Annotated in this window: 15 protein-coding genes; 10 read left to right on the forward strand and 5 right to left on the reverse strand. The window is 71.0% G+C overall.

Annotation, left to right across the window (positions count from 1 at the left end; translation table 11 throughout):
* Positions 1-60: 60 nt before the first annotated feature.
* Positions 61-390, forward strand: coding sequence for a hypothetical protein (locus tag ACPXB1_RS03200; protein WP_209273351.1), 330 nt, complete (start codon positions 61-63; stop codon positions 388-390).
* 41 nt (positions 391-431) lie between these two features.
* Here ACPXB1_RS03200 and dacB read toward each other — a convergent pair whose 3' ends face one another.
* Together dacB and ACPXB1_RS03210 are read right to left on the reverse strand one after the other, a co-directional pair.
* Entirely contained in the window at positions 432-2,015 is a 1,584-nt protein-coding gene (gene dacB / locus ACPXB1_RS03205) for a D-alanyl-D-alanine carboxypeptidase/D-alanyl-D-alanine endopeptidase (RefSeq protein ID WP_355592277.1), read from the reverse strand.
* Between the two features lie 51 nt (positions 2,016-2,066).
* Complete coding sequence (locus ACPXB1_RS03210) at positions 2,067-2,798, reverse strand: MIP/aquaporin family protein (protein WP_355592275.1); 732 nt, start codon at positions 2,796-2,798, stop codon at positions 2,067-2,069.
* 133 nt (positions 2,799-2,931) lie between these two features.
* Between ACPXB1_RS03210 and ACPXB1_RS03215 the strand changes: the two genes are divergently transcribed.
* Both ACPXB1_RS03215 and ACPXB1_RS03220 read left to right on the forward strand, forming a co-directional pair.
* Positions 2,932-3,981, forward strand: coding sequence for an NAD(P)-binding domain-containing protein (locus ACPXB1_RS03215; protein ID WP_355592273.1), 1,050 nt, complete (start codon positions 2,932-2,934; stop codon positions 3,979-3,981).
* A gap of 197 nt (positions 3,982-4,178) precedes the next feature.
* On the forward strand, positions 4,179-4,460 hold the full coding sequence (locus ACPXB1_RS03220) for an adhesin (RefSeq protein WP_053655111.1): 282 nt from the start codon (positions 4,179-4,181) through the stop codon (positions 4,458-4,460).
* A 3-nt stretch (positions 4,461-4,463) separates the two neighbouring features.
* On the opposite strand, the gene ACPXB1_RS03225 is transcribed toward ACPXB1_RS03220, so the two are convergent.
* The gene (locus ACPXB1_RS03225; protein ID WP_355592271.1) at positions 4,464-5,513 is read right to left on the reverse strand and encodes a beta family protein; all 1,050 of its coding nucleotides are present in this window, start codon (positions 5,511-5,513) and stop codon (positions 4,464-4,466) included.
* 91 nt (positions 5,514-5,604) lie between these two features.
* Between ACPXB1_RS03225 and ACPXB1_RS03230 the strand changes: the two genes are divergently transcribed.
* The 4 genes from ACPXB1_RS03230 (at position 5,605) to ACPXB1_RS03245 (ending at position 10,607) form a co-directional block, all read left to right on the forward strand.
* Positions 5,605-6,498: a sulfotransferase domain-containing protein gene (locus ACPXB1_RS03230; protein WP_355592269.1), complete on the forward strand. Its 894-nt coding sequence runs from the start codon at positions 5,605-5,607 to the stop codon at positions 6,496-6,498.
* A 263-nt stretch (positions 6,499-6,761) separates the two neighbouring features.
* Positions 6,762-7,151 carry a cupin domain-containing protein gene (locus tag ACPXB1_RS03235; RefSeq protein ID WP_053655106.1) on the forward strand — a complete coding sequence of 130 codons (390 nt, stop codon included), beginning with the start codon at positions 6,762-6,764 and terminating at the stop codon, positions 7,149-7,151.
* 28 nt (positions 7,152-7,179) lie between these two features.
* The gene (locus tag ACPXB1_RS03240; RefSeq protein WP_355592267.1) at positions 7,180-8,976 is read left to right on the forward strand and encodes a glycoside hydrolase family 15 protein; all 1,797 of its coding nucleotides are present in this window, start codon (positions 7,180-7,182) and stop codon (positions 8,974-8,976) included.
* 254 nt (positions 8,977-9,230) lie between these two features.
* The gene (locus tag ACPXB1_RS03245) at positions 9,231-10,607 is read left to right on the forward strand and encodes a pectate lyase (RefSeq protein WP_355592265.1); all 1,377 of its coding nucleotides are present in this window, start codon (positions 9,231-9,233) and stop codon (positions 10,605-10,607) included.
* A 49-nt stretch (positions 10,608-10,656) separates the two neighbouring features.
* Here ACPXB1_RS03245 and ACPXB1_RS03250 read toward each other — a convergent pair whose 3' ends face one another.
* Positions 10,657-11,847, reverse strand: a complete 1,191-nt coding sequence (locus ACPXB1_RS03250; protein ID WP_355592471.1) for a threonine synthase — start codon at positions 11,845-11,847, stop codon at positions 10,657-10,659.
* A gap of 14 nt (positions 11,848-11,861) precedes the next feature.
* Entirely contained in the window at positions 11,862-12,911 is a 1,050-nt protein-coding gene (locus ACPXB1_RS03255; RefSeq protein ID WP_355592263.1) for a DNA polymerase ligase N-terminal domain-containing protein, read from the reverse strand.
* A 94-nt stretch (positions 12,912-13,005) separates the two neighbouring features.
* On the opposite strand from ACPXB1_RS03255, the gene ACPXB1_RS03260 reads away from it, so the two are divergent.
* From ACPXB1_RS03260 to ACPXB1_RS03270, 3 genes are all read left to right on the forward strand, one after another.
* A complete protein-coding gene (locus ACPXB1_RS03260; RefSeq protein ID WP_355592261.1) occupies positions 13,006-13,791 on the forward strand; it encodes an aldo/keto reductase in 786 nt (261 codons plus the stop codon).
* Positions 13,792-13,923: 132 nt separating this feature from the next.
* Positions 13,924-14,076, forward strand: coding sequence for a hypothetical protein (locus ACPXB1_RS03265; protein WP_167945702.1), 153 nt, complete (start codon positions 13,924-13,926; stop codon positions 14,074-14,076).
* Positions 14,076-15,041, forward strand: coding sequence for an N-acetylmuramoyl-L-alanine amidase (locus ACPXB1_RS03270; RefSeq protein WP_355592259.1), 966 nt, complete (start codon positions 14,076-14,078; stop codon positions 15,039-15,041). The genes ACPXB1_RS03265 and ACPXB1_RS03270 overlap by 1 nt, the downstream gene beginning before the upstream one ends.
* Positions 15,042-15,748: the final 707 nt, after the last annotated feature.

Genomic DNA, 15,748 nt, shown 5'->3' on the forward strand with positions numbered 1-15,748 from the left:
GTCGATGACATCGTAACTTTCTGCTATCCCGTCCGCCCATCCATTGTGGAGGCAGCGCAGATGAGCAGCAGTACCGCCCACCGCGTCCATCCCGCCGTTTCCCCCGGCGCCGATGAGGTGCCCGGGGAGGTGCTCCGCGACATCCCCCTGCCGCCGTACGTCACGGGCGAGGATGCCCAGTTCGCGGTGCGGGCGGTGGTGGTGCACGCGCCCCGACGGTGGTCCGGCGGCGTGGTCTGCCGCAACGACGCCAGCCCGCACCCGTGCCGATTGCACCGCTGGGGCACCAGGGTGCTGGCGCTGCGCGGGCTGCGGGCCGCCGAGATCGCCGCGCTCATCGAGCGCGGCGACCCCGCGGCGGTGCCCCCCACACCGGACCGCCCTGCCTGAACGTCGGCTGGGGCGCCCTCCCCCGGCACCCCCGCCGACGTTCAGCAGGTGATCGGTTTGACCCAGGAGCACTCCACGCCCTCCGGGGTCCGCGGCGTGTCCGGCACTGAAGGCGGCGCCACCCGTGCGGTGCTGGTGCCGCCTTCGCGGTGACCGGCCAGTGCCACGGCGATCTGGTCCTCAAGCGTCTTGACCGACGCCGTCAGGTAGTTGTTGAGCAGGATGGAGAACGCCAGCAGGTGACCGTCGGCGCTGGTGACATAGCCGGACAGGCCGGACACGCCGGTCAGGCTGCCGGTCTTGGCGTGCACGTTGCCCGCCGCCGGGGTGCCGGCCATCCGGCTGCGCAGCGTGCCGCCGACGAACCGGTCAGGCTGCCCGGCGATGGGCAGTGCCGCGTACCAGGTGGGGAACCAGGGCTCGGCCCGGACGGCGGCCAGCAGGTCGACGAACTCCGTCGCCGGCACCAGGTTGCGGCGTGACAGACCGGAGCCGTCCCGCTGGCGCAGCGTGCCGGTGTCCATTCCGGTGTCGGCGACGTACTCGCTGATGGCCGTGAGACCGGCGGACCAGGTGCCCGAACCGGACAGCACCCGGCCGATCTCCTTGGTCAGGACCTCGGCGTGCCCGTTGTTGGAGAGCTTGAGGAACGGCGTCATCAGCTCGCCCAGGCTCATCGAGTCGTGGCGGGCCACCAGGTGGGCCGTTTCCGGGGTTGGCTGGCCCAGTACGGTCCGGCCGAGCACGCGTACGCCGTGCCGGTGCAGGGCGGCCCGGAAGACCTCGGCGGCATAACCGGTCGGCTCCCAGACGGTCACCCAGTCGCTGGCGGGCTCGTCGCCGACCGCGATCTGACCGGTCACCACTATCGTGTTGCCGCCGTGTTCGCGTTCGATCGAGATGGAGGTCTCGCCCTCGCTGACCGTCTCGGCGCGGTTGTCGATCCGTACGTATCCGGTGGGTGGGGTGGTGCTCACGACCGGCCTGGCACCGGCCCGGGCACCCGGCGCGGCGTGCACGATCACGGTGCCCGCGTCGTAGTCGGTGTCCGGTGCGACGGTGAGGGCGGAGACCTGGCCCGCGTAGTAGTAGGGCTCGTCGTCCCACGTCCAGTCGGGGCCCAGACGGGTGTTGTCGTAGCGGGTGTCGTCGGCGATCAGGTTGCCGCTGACCACCCGCACGCCGTCTGCGGCGACCTGCGCGGCGAGCGCGTCGTAGTCCGCCGCGAGCATTGTCGGGTCGCCGCCGCCGCGCAGGTGGAGGTTGCCGGAGAGCAGCCCGCCGCGACGCTTACCGGTGGTCTGCACGTCGGTGGTGAACCGGTGCCCGGGGCCGAGCAACTCCATCGCGGCCGTCGAGGTCAGCAGCTTGGTGTTGGAGGCTGGAATCAGACGGCGGTCGCCGTTGCGGTCGTACAGGGTCTGCCCGCTGCTGGTGTCGACGACGACCACCGACGCCTGGGCTCCGGCCAGCCGGTTGTCGGCGAGGATCGCGTCGATTGTGGCGCGCAGCCGGGTCGTGGCCGGGGTGGGCGACTCGGCTGTGGCGCCGGGCGCGCCGGCGGTGGCCGCGGTGGCGACCAGCGCGAGCAACGCTAGGGCTCGCGGAAAGAGACGGCGATGCATGCGCCGATGCTGCCACGCAGATATTCGCCAGGAAAGGGGCTGGGCCGAAAGTTATTGCCGTTCGGGTTCCGGCGGTCGCCCCACGGACTTGGCGTGACCGCCCCAGTAGTGCCGCTGGGCGCCCATTGCCAGCGGGGCCACCAGTGCGGCGAGCGCACCGCCGAGCAGCGGGAAGACGATGAAGACCCAGAGTTGGCGCAGGGCCACGCCGCCCTCGAAGACGGCCGGGCCGAAGGCGCGAGCCGGGTTGACGGCAGCGCCGGTGAGCGTCACGCCGACCAGTTGCGTCGCGGCCAGGGCCAGCCCGATCGCCACCCCGGCGGTGCCCGGGTTCTCGCTGCGGCTGGTCACGACCAGGACGACAAGCACGAAGAGGAAGGTCAGCACGATCTCCAGGACGGCCGCGCCGCCTCTGTTGATGTGCGCGCCGTACCCGTTCGAGCCCAGCGCTCCGGTCTGGTCCGCCACGTCACCCCAGCGGGTCAGCCCCCAGAGGATGAAGGCGGCCACGGTTGCCCCGGCGAACTGCGCTATCCAGTAGGCCACCGCGCCGAGCACCGAGATCTTTCCGGAGAGCAGCACTCCGAGCGTCACTGCCGGGTTGACGTGGCTGCCGGACAGCGGACCGATCATGTAGACCAGGGCCAGCATGGCGAACCCGAAGGCCAGCGCGACCACCACCACGCCGCCCTGGACCCGGGCGGCCACGGCGGCTCCCACGCCGAAGAAGACCAGCAGCAGCGTGCCGAGGAACTCGGCGGCCGCACGACGGGCATCGTCCATCCACCCAGCCTAGGGATAATTAAGGCAATTTTGGGGCAAAACCGGCTCTGTGACCGGCGCGACGGGCGGTTTCGGGCACAGCGAAGGTCATTACGGCGTTGCACCGCGTGTGGGAAGCCATTCCGTCGACGTCGTGGTGATCGGGGCCGGTCAGGCAGGCCTGAGCGCCGGGTACCACCTGCGCCGCACCGGCTTCGCCCCGGGAAGCGGCTTCGTTCTCCTCGACGGCGACGACGGGCCGGGCGGCGCCTGGCAGCACCGGTGGCCCACCCTGCGCCTGGAACGGGTGCACGGCTTCCACGACCTGCCCGGGATGCCATTCCCATCCGCCGACCCGCAGCGCCCGGCCGCCGAGGTGGTAAGCGCCTACTTCGCCCGGTACGAGCAGACGTTCGGCCTGCCGGTCCGGCGACCGGTACGCGTCCGCGCGGTGCGCTCCCGCCCGGACGGCCGGCTCGACGTCCACGGCGACCACGGCACGTGGACGGCGCGAGCGCTGATCAACGCCACCGGCACCTGGACCCGCCCGTTCTGGCCGCACTACCCGGGCCGGTCCTCGTTCCAGGGGCGGCAACTGCACACTGCCGACTACCGGGGGCCTGCGGAGTTCGCCGGCCGCCGTGTCGTGGTGGTCGGCGGCGGCACCTCGGCGGTGCAACTGCTCGCCGAGATCTCCCCGGTCGCGGCCAGCACCACCTGGGTGACCCGCCGCCCACCGCAGTTCACAAGCGGTGAGTTCGGCCCCGAGCTGGGTCGGGCCGCGGTGGCCCGGGTGGAGACCGCGGTACGGGCGGGACGGCCGCCGGGCAGCGTGGTGGGCGTGACCGGTCTGCCGCTCACGCCCGAGATCCGCCGGCTCCAGGATGGCGGCGTCCTCGACCGGCTACCCATGTTCGACCGGATCACGCCCGACGGCGTGACCTGGGCCGACGGGCGGTTCGTCGGGGCCGACATCATCCTGTGGTGCACGGGCTTCCGCGCCGCGCTGGACCATCTCGCCCCGCTCGGGCTGCGCGCTCCGGGCGGTGGAATCGTCATGGACGGCACCCGTGTCGTCACCGACGACCGGATCCACCTGATCGGTTACGGCCCGTCGGCGAGCACGATCGGTGCCAACCGGGCCGGCCGCGCGGCGGTCAACGAGATTCGCGCGTTGCTCGCCCCCGCCCCCGCTCTCGACTGACGCGGCTCTATTTGACGGATCGCCCGACAGCGGGCACCGTGGGCAGGGAAGGGGCCCTCAGCTGCCCCGATCTCGACGCGACGGCGATGCCCGTTCGCCTCTCCTGCCGCCTCCCACGTGTGTCTCGTGCGGGAGGCCGACTGCCCGGTCTGCGCGAAAAGCGACCGCGAGCCCAAAATCCACGAGGAGTTCCACACATGCTCACCATGACCGACAACGCCGTGCTCGTCATCCGTGACCTCGCCAACCAGCAGGACGTGGCCCAGGACGGTGGGGTGCGGATCGCCGCCGATGCCGACGCAGGGTCGCTCACCGTGGAACTGGTGCCCGAGCCGGAGCAGGGCGACCAGGTGGTCGACAACCAGGGCGCCCGGATCTTCCTCGACGCGGACGCCGTCGAGTTGCTCGGCGACGCCTCGGTGGACGCCACGGTCGACGACGAGGGCATCATCCAGTTCGGTTTCACCGAGCGGCAGTAGCTCCTACCTGGGCGATCGTCCCCGCTGCGGCGGAACCCACCCGGGCGCCGTCTCGCCGTCCGGGCGGGTCAGCGCGGCGAGCACGTGCGCCAGGTGGTGCGACGTGCTCCACGCCGTCCAGTTGGCTGCCGACCCGGCGCCGGCACCTCGACGAGCCCGGCGCAGCAGCTCGTGGTCGCCCCACGAGAACGAGGCGCCGGTGCTCGGCCAGTGCGGTGCCGACACGAGCGTGCGGCACAGGTCGGCGAACCGGTCGTCGCCCCGCCCACCCCGCCGCGACCAGCGGTAGACCCACCAGCCGCCGTCGGCGGTGTACCGCACTGTGGGCAGCCGGTCGCCGGGGTCACCATTGCCAGGTGTGGCCGGACCGACGCCGTAGTCGCCGTAGTCGACAGCGGTGTCGGTCAGCCGCCGCCAGAGCTGCCAGTCCCAGCGGTCCAACCGGACGGGCTCGTCGCTGGGCAGCCGGGACAGCGTGGGCGGCATCCCGCCGGCCGCCACCGTCACCGAGCGCCAGGCGTGGCGGCGGGCCCAGCCCAACAGCCGCCGTACCCGTGGCTCGGCCACCCGCACGTCTGCCGCGCAGCACACGTCGCCCGCGTCCACGAGCAGGTCGCACTGCTCCGGTGCCAGCCCGGTGAACCGCCAGATCCGTTCGACAGCTGTGGTGCTCGCGTCCGGCCCCGCCCGGTCCCGGGCGGCGCGCAGCCGGATCAGCGCCCGCCGGGCGTACTCCCGAGCCGCCGCGCCGTGCGCGACCAGCCGCCTGTCGCTCTCCGCGAGCCCGATCACGGGCATCAGCGGTACGCCCCAACGGACCAGTTCCGTATCGGGCAGGTCGGTGACGTCGACGGCCGGCAGCAGACCGCCCGGCAGTCGACGTATGACGTCCATCGTGGAGCGATCGGCGGCGCTGATCTCCAGTATCGGCGCGAGCAGAGGAGCGGCCGCGGGATCGACGTGGTTCAACGCTTCCAGTTCGCCGCGTCGGTGGCTGGCGAGGATGGGGCGGTAGACCGGTTGCGCCGCCCGGCCCCCGTGGGCGGGCACCATAATTCAATCTAGCCAGGCATTCGCATGCCTTCCCAGCCCTCGACGGGAAAACCCGCTGCGGGGCTGTCGGTTCGCCGACTACGCTCGTCCGGTGATCGCGCCGGCCCACCGCTACCGTTCCCAGGACGAGGACAGCGCCCGCTGGATCGGGTTCCCGTTCCGCGACGGCGACATCGTGATCAGCACCCGGTCCAAGAGCGGCACCACCTGGATGCAGATGATCTGCGCGCTGCTGGTGTTTGGCACCCCGGAACTGCCGGCGCCGCTGACCGAGCTGTCCCCCTGGCTGGACTGGCTGGTCGAGCCTCGCGACGCTGTGTACGGCCGGTTGGCCGCCCAGCCGCACCGGCGGTTCATCAAGACGCACACACCGCTGGACGGGGTGCCACTCGACCCCCGGGTGCACTACGTGGTGGTGGCCCGGCACCCGCTGGACATGGCGGTTTCCCTCTATCACCAGGCCGGCAACCTGGACCGGGCCCGCCTCGCCGAGCTGACCGGTCAGCCTGCCCCGGTCGGGCCACCTCGGCGGCGTCTCCCGGTCGAGCAGTGGCTGCCGAGCTGGGTCGACCGTGAGGTGGACCCGCGCGCCGAGTTGGATTCGCTGCCCGGGGTGCTGTTGCACCTGAGCGACGCCTGGGCCCGCCGGCACGAGCCGAACGTCGAGCTGGTGCACTACGACGACCTCCAGGCCGACCTGGCTGGGCAGATGCGCAGGCTGGCCGACCGGTGGGGTTTCGCGGTGCCCGCCGGGCGCTGGCCCGAGCTTGTGGAGGCGGCCACCTTCGGTCGGATGCGGGAGCGCGCCGACCTCCTCGTCCCGGACACGCGCGGCGTACTGCGGGACCGTGGCGCGTTCTTCCGTCAGGGCCGGTCCGGTCAGGGCCGGGACCTGCTGGACGCGGTCGGCCTGGACCGCTACCGCGCCCGCACGGCCGCCCTCGCTTCGCCCGAACTGCTCAGCTGGCTGCACCGCGACGCCTGACCGGCGGAGTCGCGCGGACCGGCAGTGCAGACGAGCGCACGGCGCCGTTCGACACATGGTCGGAACGTCGCCGTGCTCTGGCCGTCTCCCACCATCGCAGCCGTTTCGGCGGTACGCCAGCGGGGACCTGGCTCGGCCGGCGGCTAGCGCCGGTCAGGGTGGTCGATCCCCGTTCTGCACGGATGCAAACCCACCGACCGTGGGGAATTCCACCATTTGCCAGTCCCGGCGTGACGAGCCGTCGAACGGGGTATGAGCGGACCATGGAGCATTTCACGATCGCGACAGTCGCCGAGAAGAGCCCGGACTTCCGGCGGGTGCTGTGGACCGGGGACCACACCCAGCTGGTGATCATGACGATCCCTCCGGGTGGAGAGATCGGCGAGGAGGTGCACGAGGGCATCGACCAGATCCTGACCTTCGTCAGCGGCACCGGCGAGGCCCGGGTCGCTGGCGCGAAGCGGGAGGTCGTCGCGGGCGACCTGGTCGTCGTCCCGTCCGGCACCAAGCACAACTTCGTCAACACCGGCCCGAACCCGCTCGTGCTCTACACGGTCTACGGCCCGCCGGAGCACGCCGACAAGGCAGTGCACCACACCAAGGAGGAGGCCGACGAGGCCGAGGCCGCCGGCAAGGACGAGCCGCCGGCCTGATCGGTCCTCGACCGGGTACCCCCGGCGGGTGGAGCAGCCGCCGATCTCCGATTACGCGTTCCTCTCGGATTCCCGCTCCGGCGCGCTGGTCGGCAGGGACGGTTCCGTGGACTGGTGGTGTCCGAGCCGGTTCGACGGAGCGTCCGTGTTCGGCCGGCTGCTCGACCCGAACGCCGGGCACTTCCGGGTGGCCCCGGTCGGCGCGGGTGGCCCCGGCCACCGGGTGGAGCGCGCGTACCGGCCGGACACGCTTGTGCTGCGGACGGTGCACCACACGCCGCAGGGCAGCGTGGCGGTCACCGACGCGCTGGCCGCCGAGACCGGCGCGCGTGCCCACCAGTTGGGGATGAACTCGCCAGCCGTGCTGGTCCGGGTCGTCGAAGGGCTGTCCGGGCGCGTACGGATGGCGTTGGACTTCGCGCCCCGACCCGAGTACGGCCTGCTCACGCCGTACCTGCACGAGCAGCCGGACGGCGGGGTGCTGGCCGGCGCCGGCCCGGTGGTGCTCGTGTTGCGCGCCGGTGACCTGCCGCTGCGACCTGACCGGGACCGGGTGACCCACGAGTTCGAGATCTCCGCCGGCCAGGTGCTCGGAATGGACGTGGCGTTCGGCGAGACGTACGGGGCTCCGCCGGTCCGACTCGACCCGCTGACCGCGCTCGACGAGACGACGCGGGCGTGGGAGGCGTACCGGGAGACGCACTCCTACTCCGGCCGGTACCCCGAACTGGTCCGGCACAGTGCGACGGTGCTTACCGGCCTCACCTACGCCCGCAGCGGCGCGGTCGCCGCGGCGTTGACGACGTCGTTGCCGGAGCGGATCGGCGGCGACCGCAACTACGACTACCGCTTCTCCTGGTTGCGGGACTTCTCGTTGACGATGCGCGCGCTGTGGGTGGCGGCCTGCCCGGACGAGACGTCGCGCCTGTTCGCCTGGGCGGCTCGCTCGATCGGCCGCATCGGCGACGAGCCGGTGCCTGTGCTCTTCGGGCTGGAGGGTGAGCGTGACCTGTCCGAGCATCAGTGCAACCACCTGCGGGGATACCGCGACAGCTGGCCGGTCCGGATCGGCAACGACGCGTGGCAACAGCGGCAGCTCGATGTGCCCGGTGAGGTCACCTCGGCGGTGTGGCGACTGCGTGACTATCTCGGCGCGCCCTTCGAGGAGGAGTTGCGCGAGATGGTGCTCGGGTTGACCGAACAGGTCGCCGCGACGTGGCGGCTGCCGGACCGGGGCATGTGGGAGACCCGCAGCGAGGAGCGCCACTACCTGTCGTCAAAGGTGCTCTGCTGGCTGGCGATGGACCACGCGGTGCGGCTCGCCGACCGGCTGGGTGACCGGGCCGACCCGGCCCGTTGGGCGGCAGTCCGCGACGAGATCAGCGAGGCGGTGCTGCGCGAGGGGTGGAACGACAGGGTCGGCGCGTTCACCGGCGCCTTCGGCTCGTCGGAGTTGGACGCCTCGGCGCTGATCCTGCCGGTGGCGCATTTCCTGCCGGCCACCGATCCGCGGATGCGGGCCACCGTCGAGATGATCGCCCGGGAGTTGGGCTCCGACGACGGCCTGGTCCGGCGGTGGACGACCGACCCGGGCGGTTTCCTGCTGTGCTCGTTCTGGCTGGTGGAGTGTCTGGTGATCGCGGGTGAGCGGAAGCGGGCCACCGAGCTGTTCGAGCGGGTGGTCGGGTTCGCCAACGACGTTGGCCTGTTCAGCGAGCAGATCGACATGGACACCGGGACGCAGCTCGGCAACACGCCGCAGGCGCTGTCGCACGTCGGTCTGATCAACGCGGCCTGGCGGCTGACCGAGCCGGACAGCTACTGATCGGGCTCCGCCTGCGGGGCGCGAATCCTGCAACAGACCTGCAAGCGCAATCCATTGACGGTGATGGTTGGGCAGTCCTAGCCTCAAGGGGGCGGGAAAGCCCTTTCCCACGCGGCTTTGATCCCGCTTCACCCGTCCCGGAGCCGGGCCTCCGACGGGGAGCACACCGATCCCGCCAGGGCGGCACGTTCTGCCCGCACGTCCCCGTACGGACGGTCGAGGGACCACCACCACATGCGTCAAGGAGGACAACTGTGCAGAAGAGACGACTCCCCGGCCGGCGACCACTGCTGCTGGCGGTGGGTGCCGGCGTGACCGCCGCAGCCCTCGTCGCGGGCATGACCTCGGCCTTCGCGGCCACGGTCTTCACCGACAATTTCAACGACGGCGATGCCTCCGGCTGGTCCAAGTCCGGCGGCACCTGGACTGTCGACAGCGCGGGCGTGTTCAACCAGAGCAACGCCGGCAGCGAGTTGGCCCGGCAGTTCGCCGGCGACACCAGCTGGACCAACTACTCGGTGCAGGCCCGGGTCCGCCCGGCGAGCTTCGGCTCGTCCAGCGCCCTCGTCGGGCTGGCCGCCCGATCCACGAGCAGCACCAAGATGTACCGGCTGGCGCTGCTCGGCTCCGGCCGCGCCGAGTTGCAGGCAGTCAACGGAAGCAGCATCACAGCGATCGGCTCCGCGTCGCTGGGCATCGCCACCGGCACCTGGTACACGCTGCGCATCGAGGCCAGCGGCAGCACCATCCGTGGTTTCGTCAACGGCACCCAGGTCGCCTCCGGCAGCAACAGCCTGTCCGGTGCGGGTCGGATCGGCCTGGTCACCGCGTACGCCAGCGGCGGCTTCGACGACGTTGCTGTCGACTCGTCCGGCGGAGGCACCCCGACCACCCCGCCGGCCACCACCGCACCGCCGACCAGCGCACCGCCCACCACGCCGGGCCCGACCACAGCACCGCCCGCAGGCTGGCCGACGCCCACCGGCAGCCAGAAGGTGGACGCGACGATCCCGGTCTCCGGCACCTTCGACGGTGGACTCAAGCGTTACTACGGCATCGGCGACGGCGGGCAGAGCGAGAGCCAGGACCCGATGTTCGAACTGGCAGCCGGTGCCACCCTGCGCAACGTGATCATCGGTGCGCCGGCCGGTGACGGCGTGCACTGCGAGGGCAACTGCACCCTGATCAACGTCTGGTGGGAGGACGTCGGCGAGGACGCCGCCACCTTCCGCGGCGGCACCACCTACACCGTCGACGGCGGCGGCGCCCGGTCCGCCAGCGACAAGGTCTTCCAGCACAACGGCTCGGGCACCGTCTACATCAAGAACTTCCGGGTGGAGAACGCCGGGAAGCTCTACCGGGCCTGCGGCAACTGCTCGACGTCGTACCAGCGGCACGTCGTGATCGACAACGTGGTCGTTCGGGACACCGACGCGATCGCCGGCATCAACACCAACTGGGGCGACACCGCCCGCTTCAGCCGGATCACGATCGTCGGCGACTCCGACCGGGAGACCTCGATCTGCGTCAAGTACAAGGGCGTACCGAAGGGCAGCGAGCCGACCAAGATCGGTGAGGGCGCCGACGGCGTCAACTGCTTCTACTCACCGTCCGACATCACCTACCAGTAGGCAGCACTGTGGCACCGGCGCGGCCGCACGGCCCGCCGGTGCCACAAGCTCAGGTCAGCACGGGTACGCCGGAGACGTCCACCGTCTCCGGATACTTCAGACCCGCACCTGTGTTGAGCACCACCACCCGCTCGCCGGCCCGGATCCAGCCACCGGCGCGCAGGTGCCGTGCCGCAGTCAGGCAGGCAGCCCCCTCCGGGCAGAGCAGCAGTCCCTCGCGGGCCGCGAAGTCGCGCAGGTCGGCCAGGATCTCCGCATCGTCGACAGCCACCGCGGTGCCGGCGGACTCCCGCAACGCGGCCAGGATCAACTCGTCGCCCAAGGGTGCCGGCACCGTGATGCCGAACGCCACTGTGTGCGCGTCCTCCCACGGTCGCGCCCGGTCCTCGCCGGCGGCGAACGCCCGCACGATCGGCGCGCAACCCGTCGACTGCACCGCCACCAGCCGGGGCAGCTTGTCGCCGACCCAGCCCAGCTCCCGGATCTCGTGCAGCGCCTTGTGGATGCCGATCAGGCCGACGCCGCCGCCAGTCGGATAGATGATCACGTCCGGGATCTGCCAGCCGAGCTGCTCGACGATCTCGTACCCCATCGTCTTCTTGCCCTCCAGCCGGTAGGGCTCGCGCAGCGTGCCGGCGTCGAAGATCGCCCCGTCCGACTCGGCGATCAGCTCGGCCACCCGCCGGCCGGCGTCGCTGATCAACCCGTCGACCAGTCGCAGATCGGCGCCGGCGGCCACGCACTCGCGCCGGCAGATGGTCGGTGCCGCCAGCGGCATCACGATCGTGGCGCCCATCCCGGCCCGCGCCGCGTACGTCGCCCAGGCGGAACCGGCGTTGCCGTTGGTGGGCATCGCGATCCGCTCGATGCCCAGCTCACGCGCCCGGCTGATGCCCACCGCCGCGCCGCGCGCCTTGAACGAGCCGGTCGGGATCAGGCCCTCGTCCTTGACCATCAGGTCAGTGATACCGATCTCGGCACCGTACGCCGGGGCACGCAGCAGCGGCGTCCAGCCCTCGCCGAGCGTGGTGACGTGCCGAGGGTCGGCGACCGGCAGCAGTTCCCGGTAGCGCCACAGGTCGGCCGGGCGCAGCCCGAAACGCTCCGGGGCTACCGCCTTCGCCACCGCCGGCAGGTCGTAGCGGGCCAGCAGCGGAGAGCCGCATTCGCAGAGGTTCTGCACCGTGTCGGCGGCGTACTCCAGGCCGCAGCGCGGGCAGTCCAGGTGGGTCAGGTACACGTCGCTCCTCGCCATCAGGCCGCGTCGATGCTCTGCCAGCGTCGGCTGCGCCGGCCCGGCTCGTAGACCGAATCCAACCGCTTGGCGATCACACCGGGCAGGCCCTGCTCACGCCCGGTACGTAGCGCCTCGTCGCCAGCGCCGGGGAACCACGGCGGAGTCTGCCAGTGCGTGCCGGTCAAGGCCAGCCCATCGAGCAGTTCCCGGCGTTGCGCGTACGGCACGTCGACGCTGCTCACGCCCTCCAGCCACAGCAGGTCCACGAGCAGGTACGCCGCGCCGGCCGGAACCCGGCTGCCGCTGGTCGGGCTGGCCGGGCGTACCCGACCGGTGCCGTCGATGCGGACCAGCACACCGTCGAACACCGCCTCGGTGGGCGCCAGCGCCTCGGCCATCGCGCGCAGCCACGGATATCCGCCGGTGATCTCCTCGTCGGTCTCGGAGAGCAGCCGCAGCCGCCCGCCGGAGACGTACGCCATCGCCCGGACGCCGTCCCACCGCAGCTCGTAGCCCCAGTCGGCCCGGTCCCGGGGGAGCCTGGTGGCCGGCGTGGCGTGCATGGGGCGGACCAGCTCCGGCATGCTCGTCCAGCCGGATGGCGCGGGGTCGGTGCGCCGGACCATCCAGTCCTTGCCGCCGGTGGCGAAGAGCACGTAGCGGCCGGAGGTCCGTTCGCCTGCGAGCGTCACGATCACCTCGTCGTCGCGCCACTTCTCGTGGCGGTAGGTGCCCCGGTCGTGGATGACCATCCGCCCGCCGCCGTACTCGCCGGCGGGGATATCGCCGGAGAAGTCGAGGTACTCCATCGGGTGGTCCTCGGTGTGCACGGCCAGGTGGTTGCGGCCGGGGTCGCGGGGCAGGCCGCGGGGCACCGCCCAGGACGCCAGCACCCCCTCGTGCTCCAGGCGCAGATCCCAGTGCAGGCTGCGGGCGTGGTGCTGCTGGATGACGAAGCGGCCCTCGCCCTCGCCGGGCCCGCCCGGTGTGGGGCTGCGCGTCGGCACGGGCTCGGGCGTACGGGTCGCGTCCCGCCGTCGCCGGTACTCGTCCAGCCGGTCCGTCACACAGGCATTCTCCGACAAAGCGGATCGTCGCGCTGCCTGCCGGAGTGTCCGGTTCGCTCTGCGGCCGGGGGCGCGGCGGGGTAGAACGGTCCTCATGGACCTCACCGACCAGCCCACAGCCCTGCTCCCCGGTGACGTGCGGATGCCCCTGCTCGGCTTCGGCACGTGGCAGGCCACCGGCACGGAGGGTTACGAAGCCGTGCTGGCAGCGCTCGACACCGGCTACCGGCACCTCGACACGGCCACCATGTACGGCAACGAGCGGGAGGTCGGCCGGGCGGTGCAGGAGAGCGGGCTGCGTCGCGAGGACGTCTTCATCACCACCAAGCTCCTGCCGGACCGGGTGGGCCGGGAGAGGGAGACGCTGGAGGCCAGCCTGGAGGCGCTCGGCGTCGACCAGGTGGACCTCTGGTTGATCCACTGGCCTCCGTCGGCCGCCGAGAGCATCCCGATGTGGCGGGAGGTGCTGGCCGCCCGGGACGAGAACCTGACCCGGGCGGTAGGGGTGAGCAACTACAGCACCGCGCAGATCGACGAGTTGATCCAGTCGACGGAGGAGAACCCGGCTGTCAACCAGATCCGCTGGGGTCCGGTGTTGTACGACCGGCAACGGCACGCCGAGCTGCGGGACCGGGGTGTGGTGCTGGAGGGCTACAGCCCGTTCAAGACCACCGATCTCAGCGACCCGGTGCTGACCCGGATCGCTGGCGCGCACAACGTCTCGCCAGCTCAGGTGGTGCTGCGGTGGCACATCGACCACGAGATCGTGGTGATCCCGAAGTCGGTGACGCCGGAGCGGATCAGTGCCAACTTCGATGTCTTCCACTTCTCGCTGACCGCTGAGGAGATGCGCGACATCGACGCGCTGGCGGGCACCTGATAGGGCGGTTTCCTTCAGCCCGTGTCCGACTGCTGAAAGCTATCGACATAGACGCTCATCGCGGTATAACGTGCCGGTCATCACGATCGTCGATCCGATCGAGAGCCCGACGCCGTCCGCCGAAGGAGCGCCATGGCCACGTCCCGATCCACCCGTCTGCGCCGCCGCAAAGTGCTCGCCATCCCGGCACTGGTGGCCGCCGCGCTTACCGTCGTCGTCCGGCCCACGCCGGCGAGCGCCGCACCTAAGGCCGAGTGCCTGGCCGACCTGCTCGGGGAGTCCTGATGGCGACGATTCCCTGGCTCGTCGACGTGCTGCGCGCCGCCGGGGTCCAGGTCGTCGTCGAGGGAGACTGGCTCAACCGGATGCGGCCGGGCTCCTTCGACCCCATCGGGGTGCTCTGGCACCACACCGCCGCGACCTCCAGCGCCAGCAACCCGCATCCGGCGCTCGGCATCTGCATCAACGGCCGGTCGGATCTGCCCGGCCCCCTCTGCCAGGCGCTCGTGGACTACAACGGCGTCTTCCACGTCATCTCGGCCGGCCGGTGCAACCACGCCGGTGTCAGCGGCGGCAGCGGGCCGATCCCGGCGGGCGACGGCAACACGCTCATGATCGGCTGGGAGATCGACTACAACGGCGTCAACCAGGAGATGACCGCAGCGCAGTACAACGCGTCCATCGCCGCTACCGCCGCCGTGCTCAAGCGACTGGGCCGGGACAGCAGCTACGCCCGGGGGCACAGGGAAACCAGCACCACCGGCAAGATCGACCCGTCCTTCATCGACCTCAACGTGATGCGGGCCGACGTGGCGGCGAAGATGGCCGGCGGCGGTACGGCATGGTCATCCACAGTGGACAACACCACCGCCGGCCGGTTCACAGCGAGCGCCAACTGGGGCGTCTCGACGTACTCCGGGCAGCGGTACGGCGCCGACTACCGGTACGCGGACCCGGTCGCAGCAAGCGATGTCGCGTGGTACCGGTTCAACGTGCCGGCCACCGCCAGTTACCGGGTCGAAGCGTGGTGGCCGGCGAACGCCGGCTACAACAGCGCGACCCCGTACATCGTCGCCACCAGCAGCGGCAACCGGACGATCACCGTCGACCAGCGGGCCACCGGCGGCCAGTGGCGCAGCCTGGGCACGTTCACGTTGCCGGCCGGCGATGCCAACCGGGTCGGCGTGAGCCGGTGGAGCGGCGCGACCGGCCTCGTCATCGCCGACGCCGTCCGACTCACGCGGGTCTGATCCCGACGGCCCGCGCCCAGCGTGGCTGGGCGCGGGCCGGCTTTCCGGAAGGCGTTCGGGCTGGATCCTGGCATCCCCTGCGCGAACCGCCCGAGACGGCCCGACGCCACCCTCCAAGTAGCGCATCGTAGGAATAGCGGCCTGCAGCGGCCAACAAGACTCGGCTATTCGACGGTAAACGTTTTGCTGGTGGGATTCGATATTGCTTAGGGTGATCTCTGGCACCGCGTGTGCCGGCGGCTACCTCCTGGTTGATTCCTTTGATCCTGCCGTACGCGGCTAACGCGTCAATCAACCTTCCGGCCGCCTCCAGTCGCCCTCGTCGGCACGCTGCTGCAATTCCTCGATCCGGCCGGAATTCACCAACAGGTGGGCCAGCGGGCCAGCTGTGACCGAGCCGTTTTGCGTCGACGTTCCGCTGAATTCCCCACCCCCGCTGGCGCATTTCGGCGATTCAATATTGGGCGCTCTGGGTGACATTTTCTGTGCATCTCTGTCAAGCATTTCAAGCCCGCCGGGTGCTTGATCCGTGCCGTGGGCAGGAAAACTTCGGTGCGTGAGCAGCAAGGGCCAGTTATCCAACTTTGCCCGAATCTGTCCTCACTGTTTGTGAAGGTACTTGTGCGTAGAGCGGTCTCGTCCCTACAGTCCCCATCAATATCTGAATCACGGGGGAGGATTTGTGGCACGTCGAAAGACGGCCACCG

It is taken from the genome of Micromonospora sp. DT68 (assembly GCF_049847245.1).
Taxonomy (GTDB): Bacteria; Actinomycetota; Actinomycetes; order Mycobacteriales; family Micromonosporaceae; genus Micromonospora; species Micromonospora profundi.

Excerpts from the sequence above, each read along its gene's own strand:
- ACPXB1_RS03220 (WP_053655111.1), top strand. The coding sequence starts at position 4,179 with ATGCTCACCATGACCGACAACGCCGTGCTCGTCATCCGTGACCTCGCC.
- ACPXB1_RS03225 (WP_355592271.1), bottom strand. The coding sequence starts at position 5,513 with ATGGTGCCCGCCCACGGGGGCCGGGCGGCGCAACCGGTCTACCGCCCC.
- ACPXB1_RS03235 (WP_053655106.1), top strand. The coding sequence starts at position 6,762 with ATGGAGCATTTCACGATCGCGACAGTCGCCGAGAAGAGCCCGGACTTC.
- ACPXB1_RS03270 (WP_355592259.1), top strand. The coding sequence starts at position 14,076 with ATGGCGACGATTCCCTGGCTCGTCGACGTGCTGCGCGCCGCCGGGGTC.
- ACPXB1_RS03265 (WP_167945702.1), top strand. The coding sequence starts at position 13,924 with ATGGCCACGTCCCGATCCACCCGTCTGCGCCGCCGCAAAGTGCTCGCC.
- dacB (WP_355592277.1), bottom strand. The coding sequence starts at position 2,015 with ATGCATCGCCGTCTCTTTCCGCGAGCCCTAGCGTTGCTCGCGCTGGTC.
- ACPXB1_RS03210 (WP_355592275.1), bottom strand. The coding sequence starts at position 2,798 with ATGGACGATGCCCGTCGTGCGGCCGCCGAGTTCCTCGGCACGCTGCTG.
- ACPXB1_RS03260 (WP_355592261.1), top strand. The coding sequence starts at position 13,006 with ATGGACCTCACCGACCAGCCCACAGCCCTGCTCCCCGGTGACGTGCGG.
- ACPXB1_RS03200 (WP_209273351.1), top strand. The coding sequence starts at position 61 with ATGAGCAGCAGTACCGCCCACCGCGTCCATCCCGCCGTTTCCCCCGGC.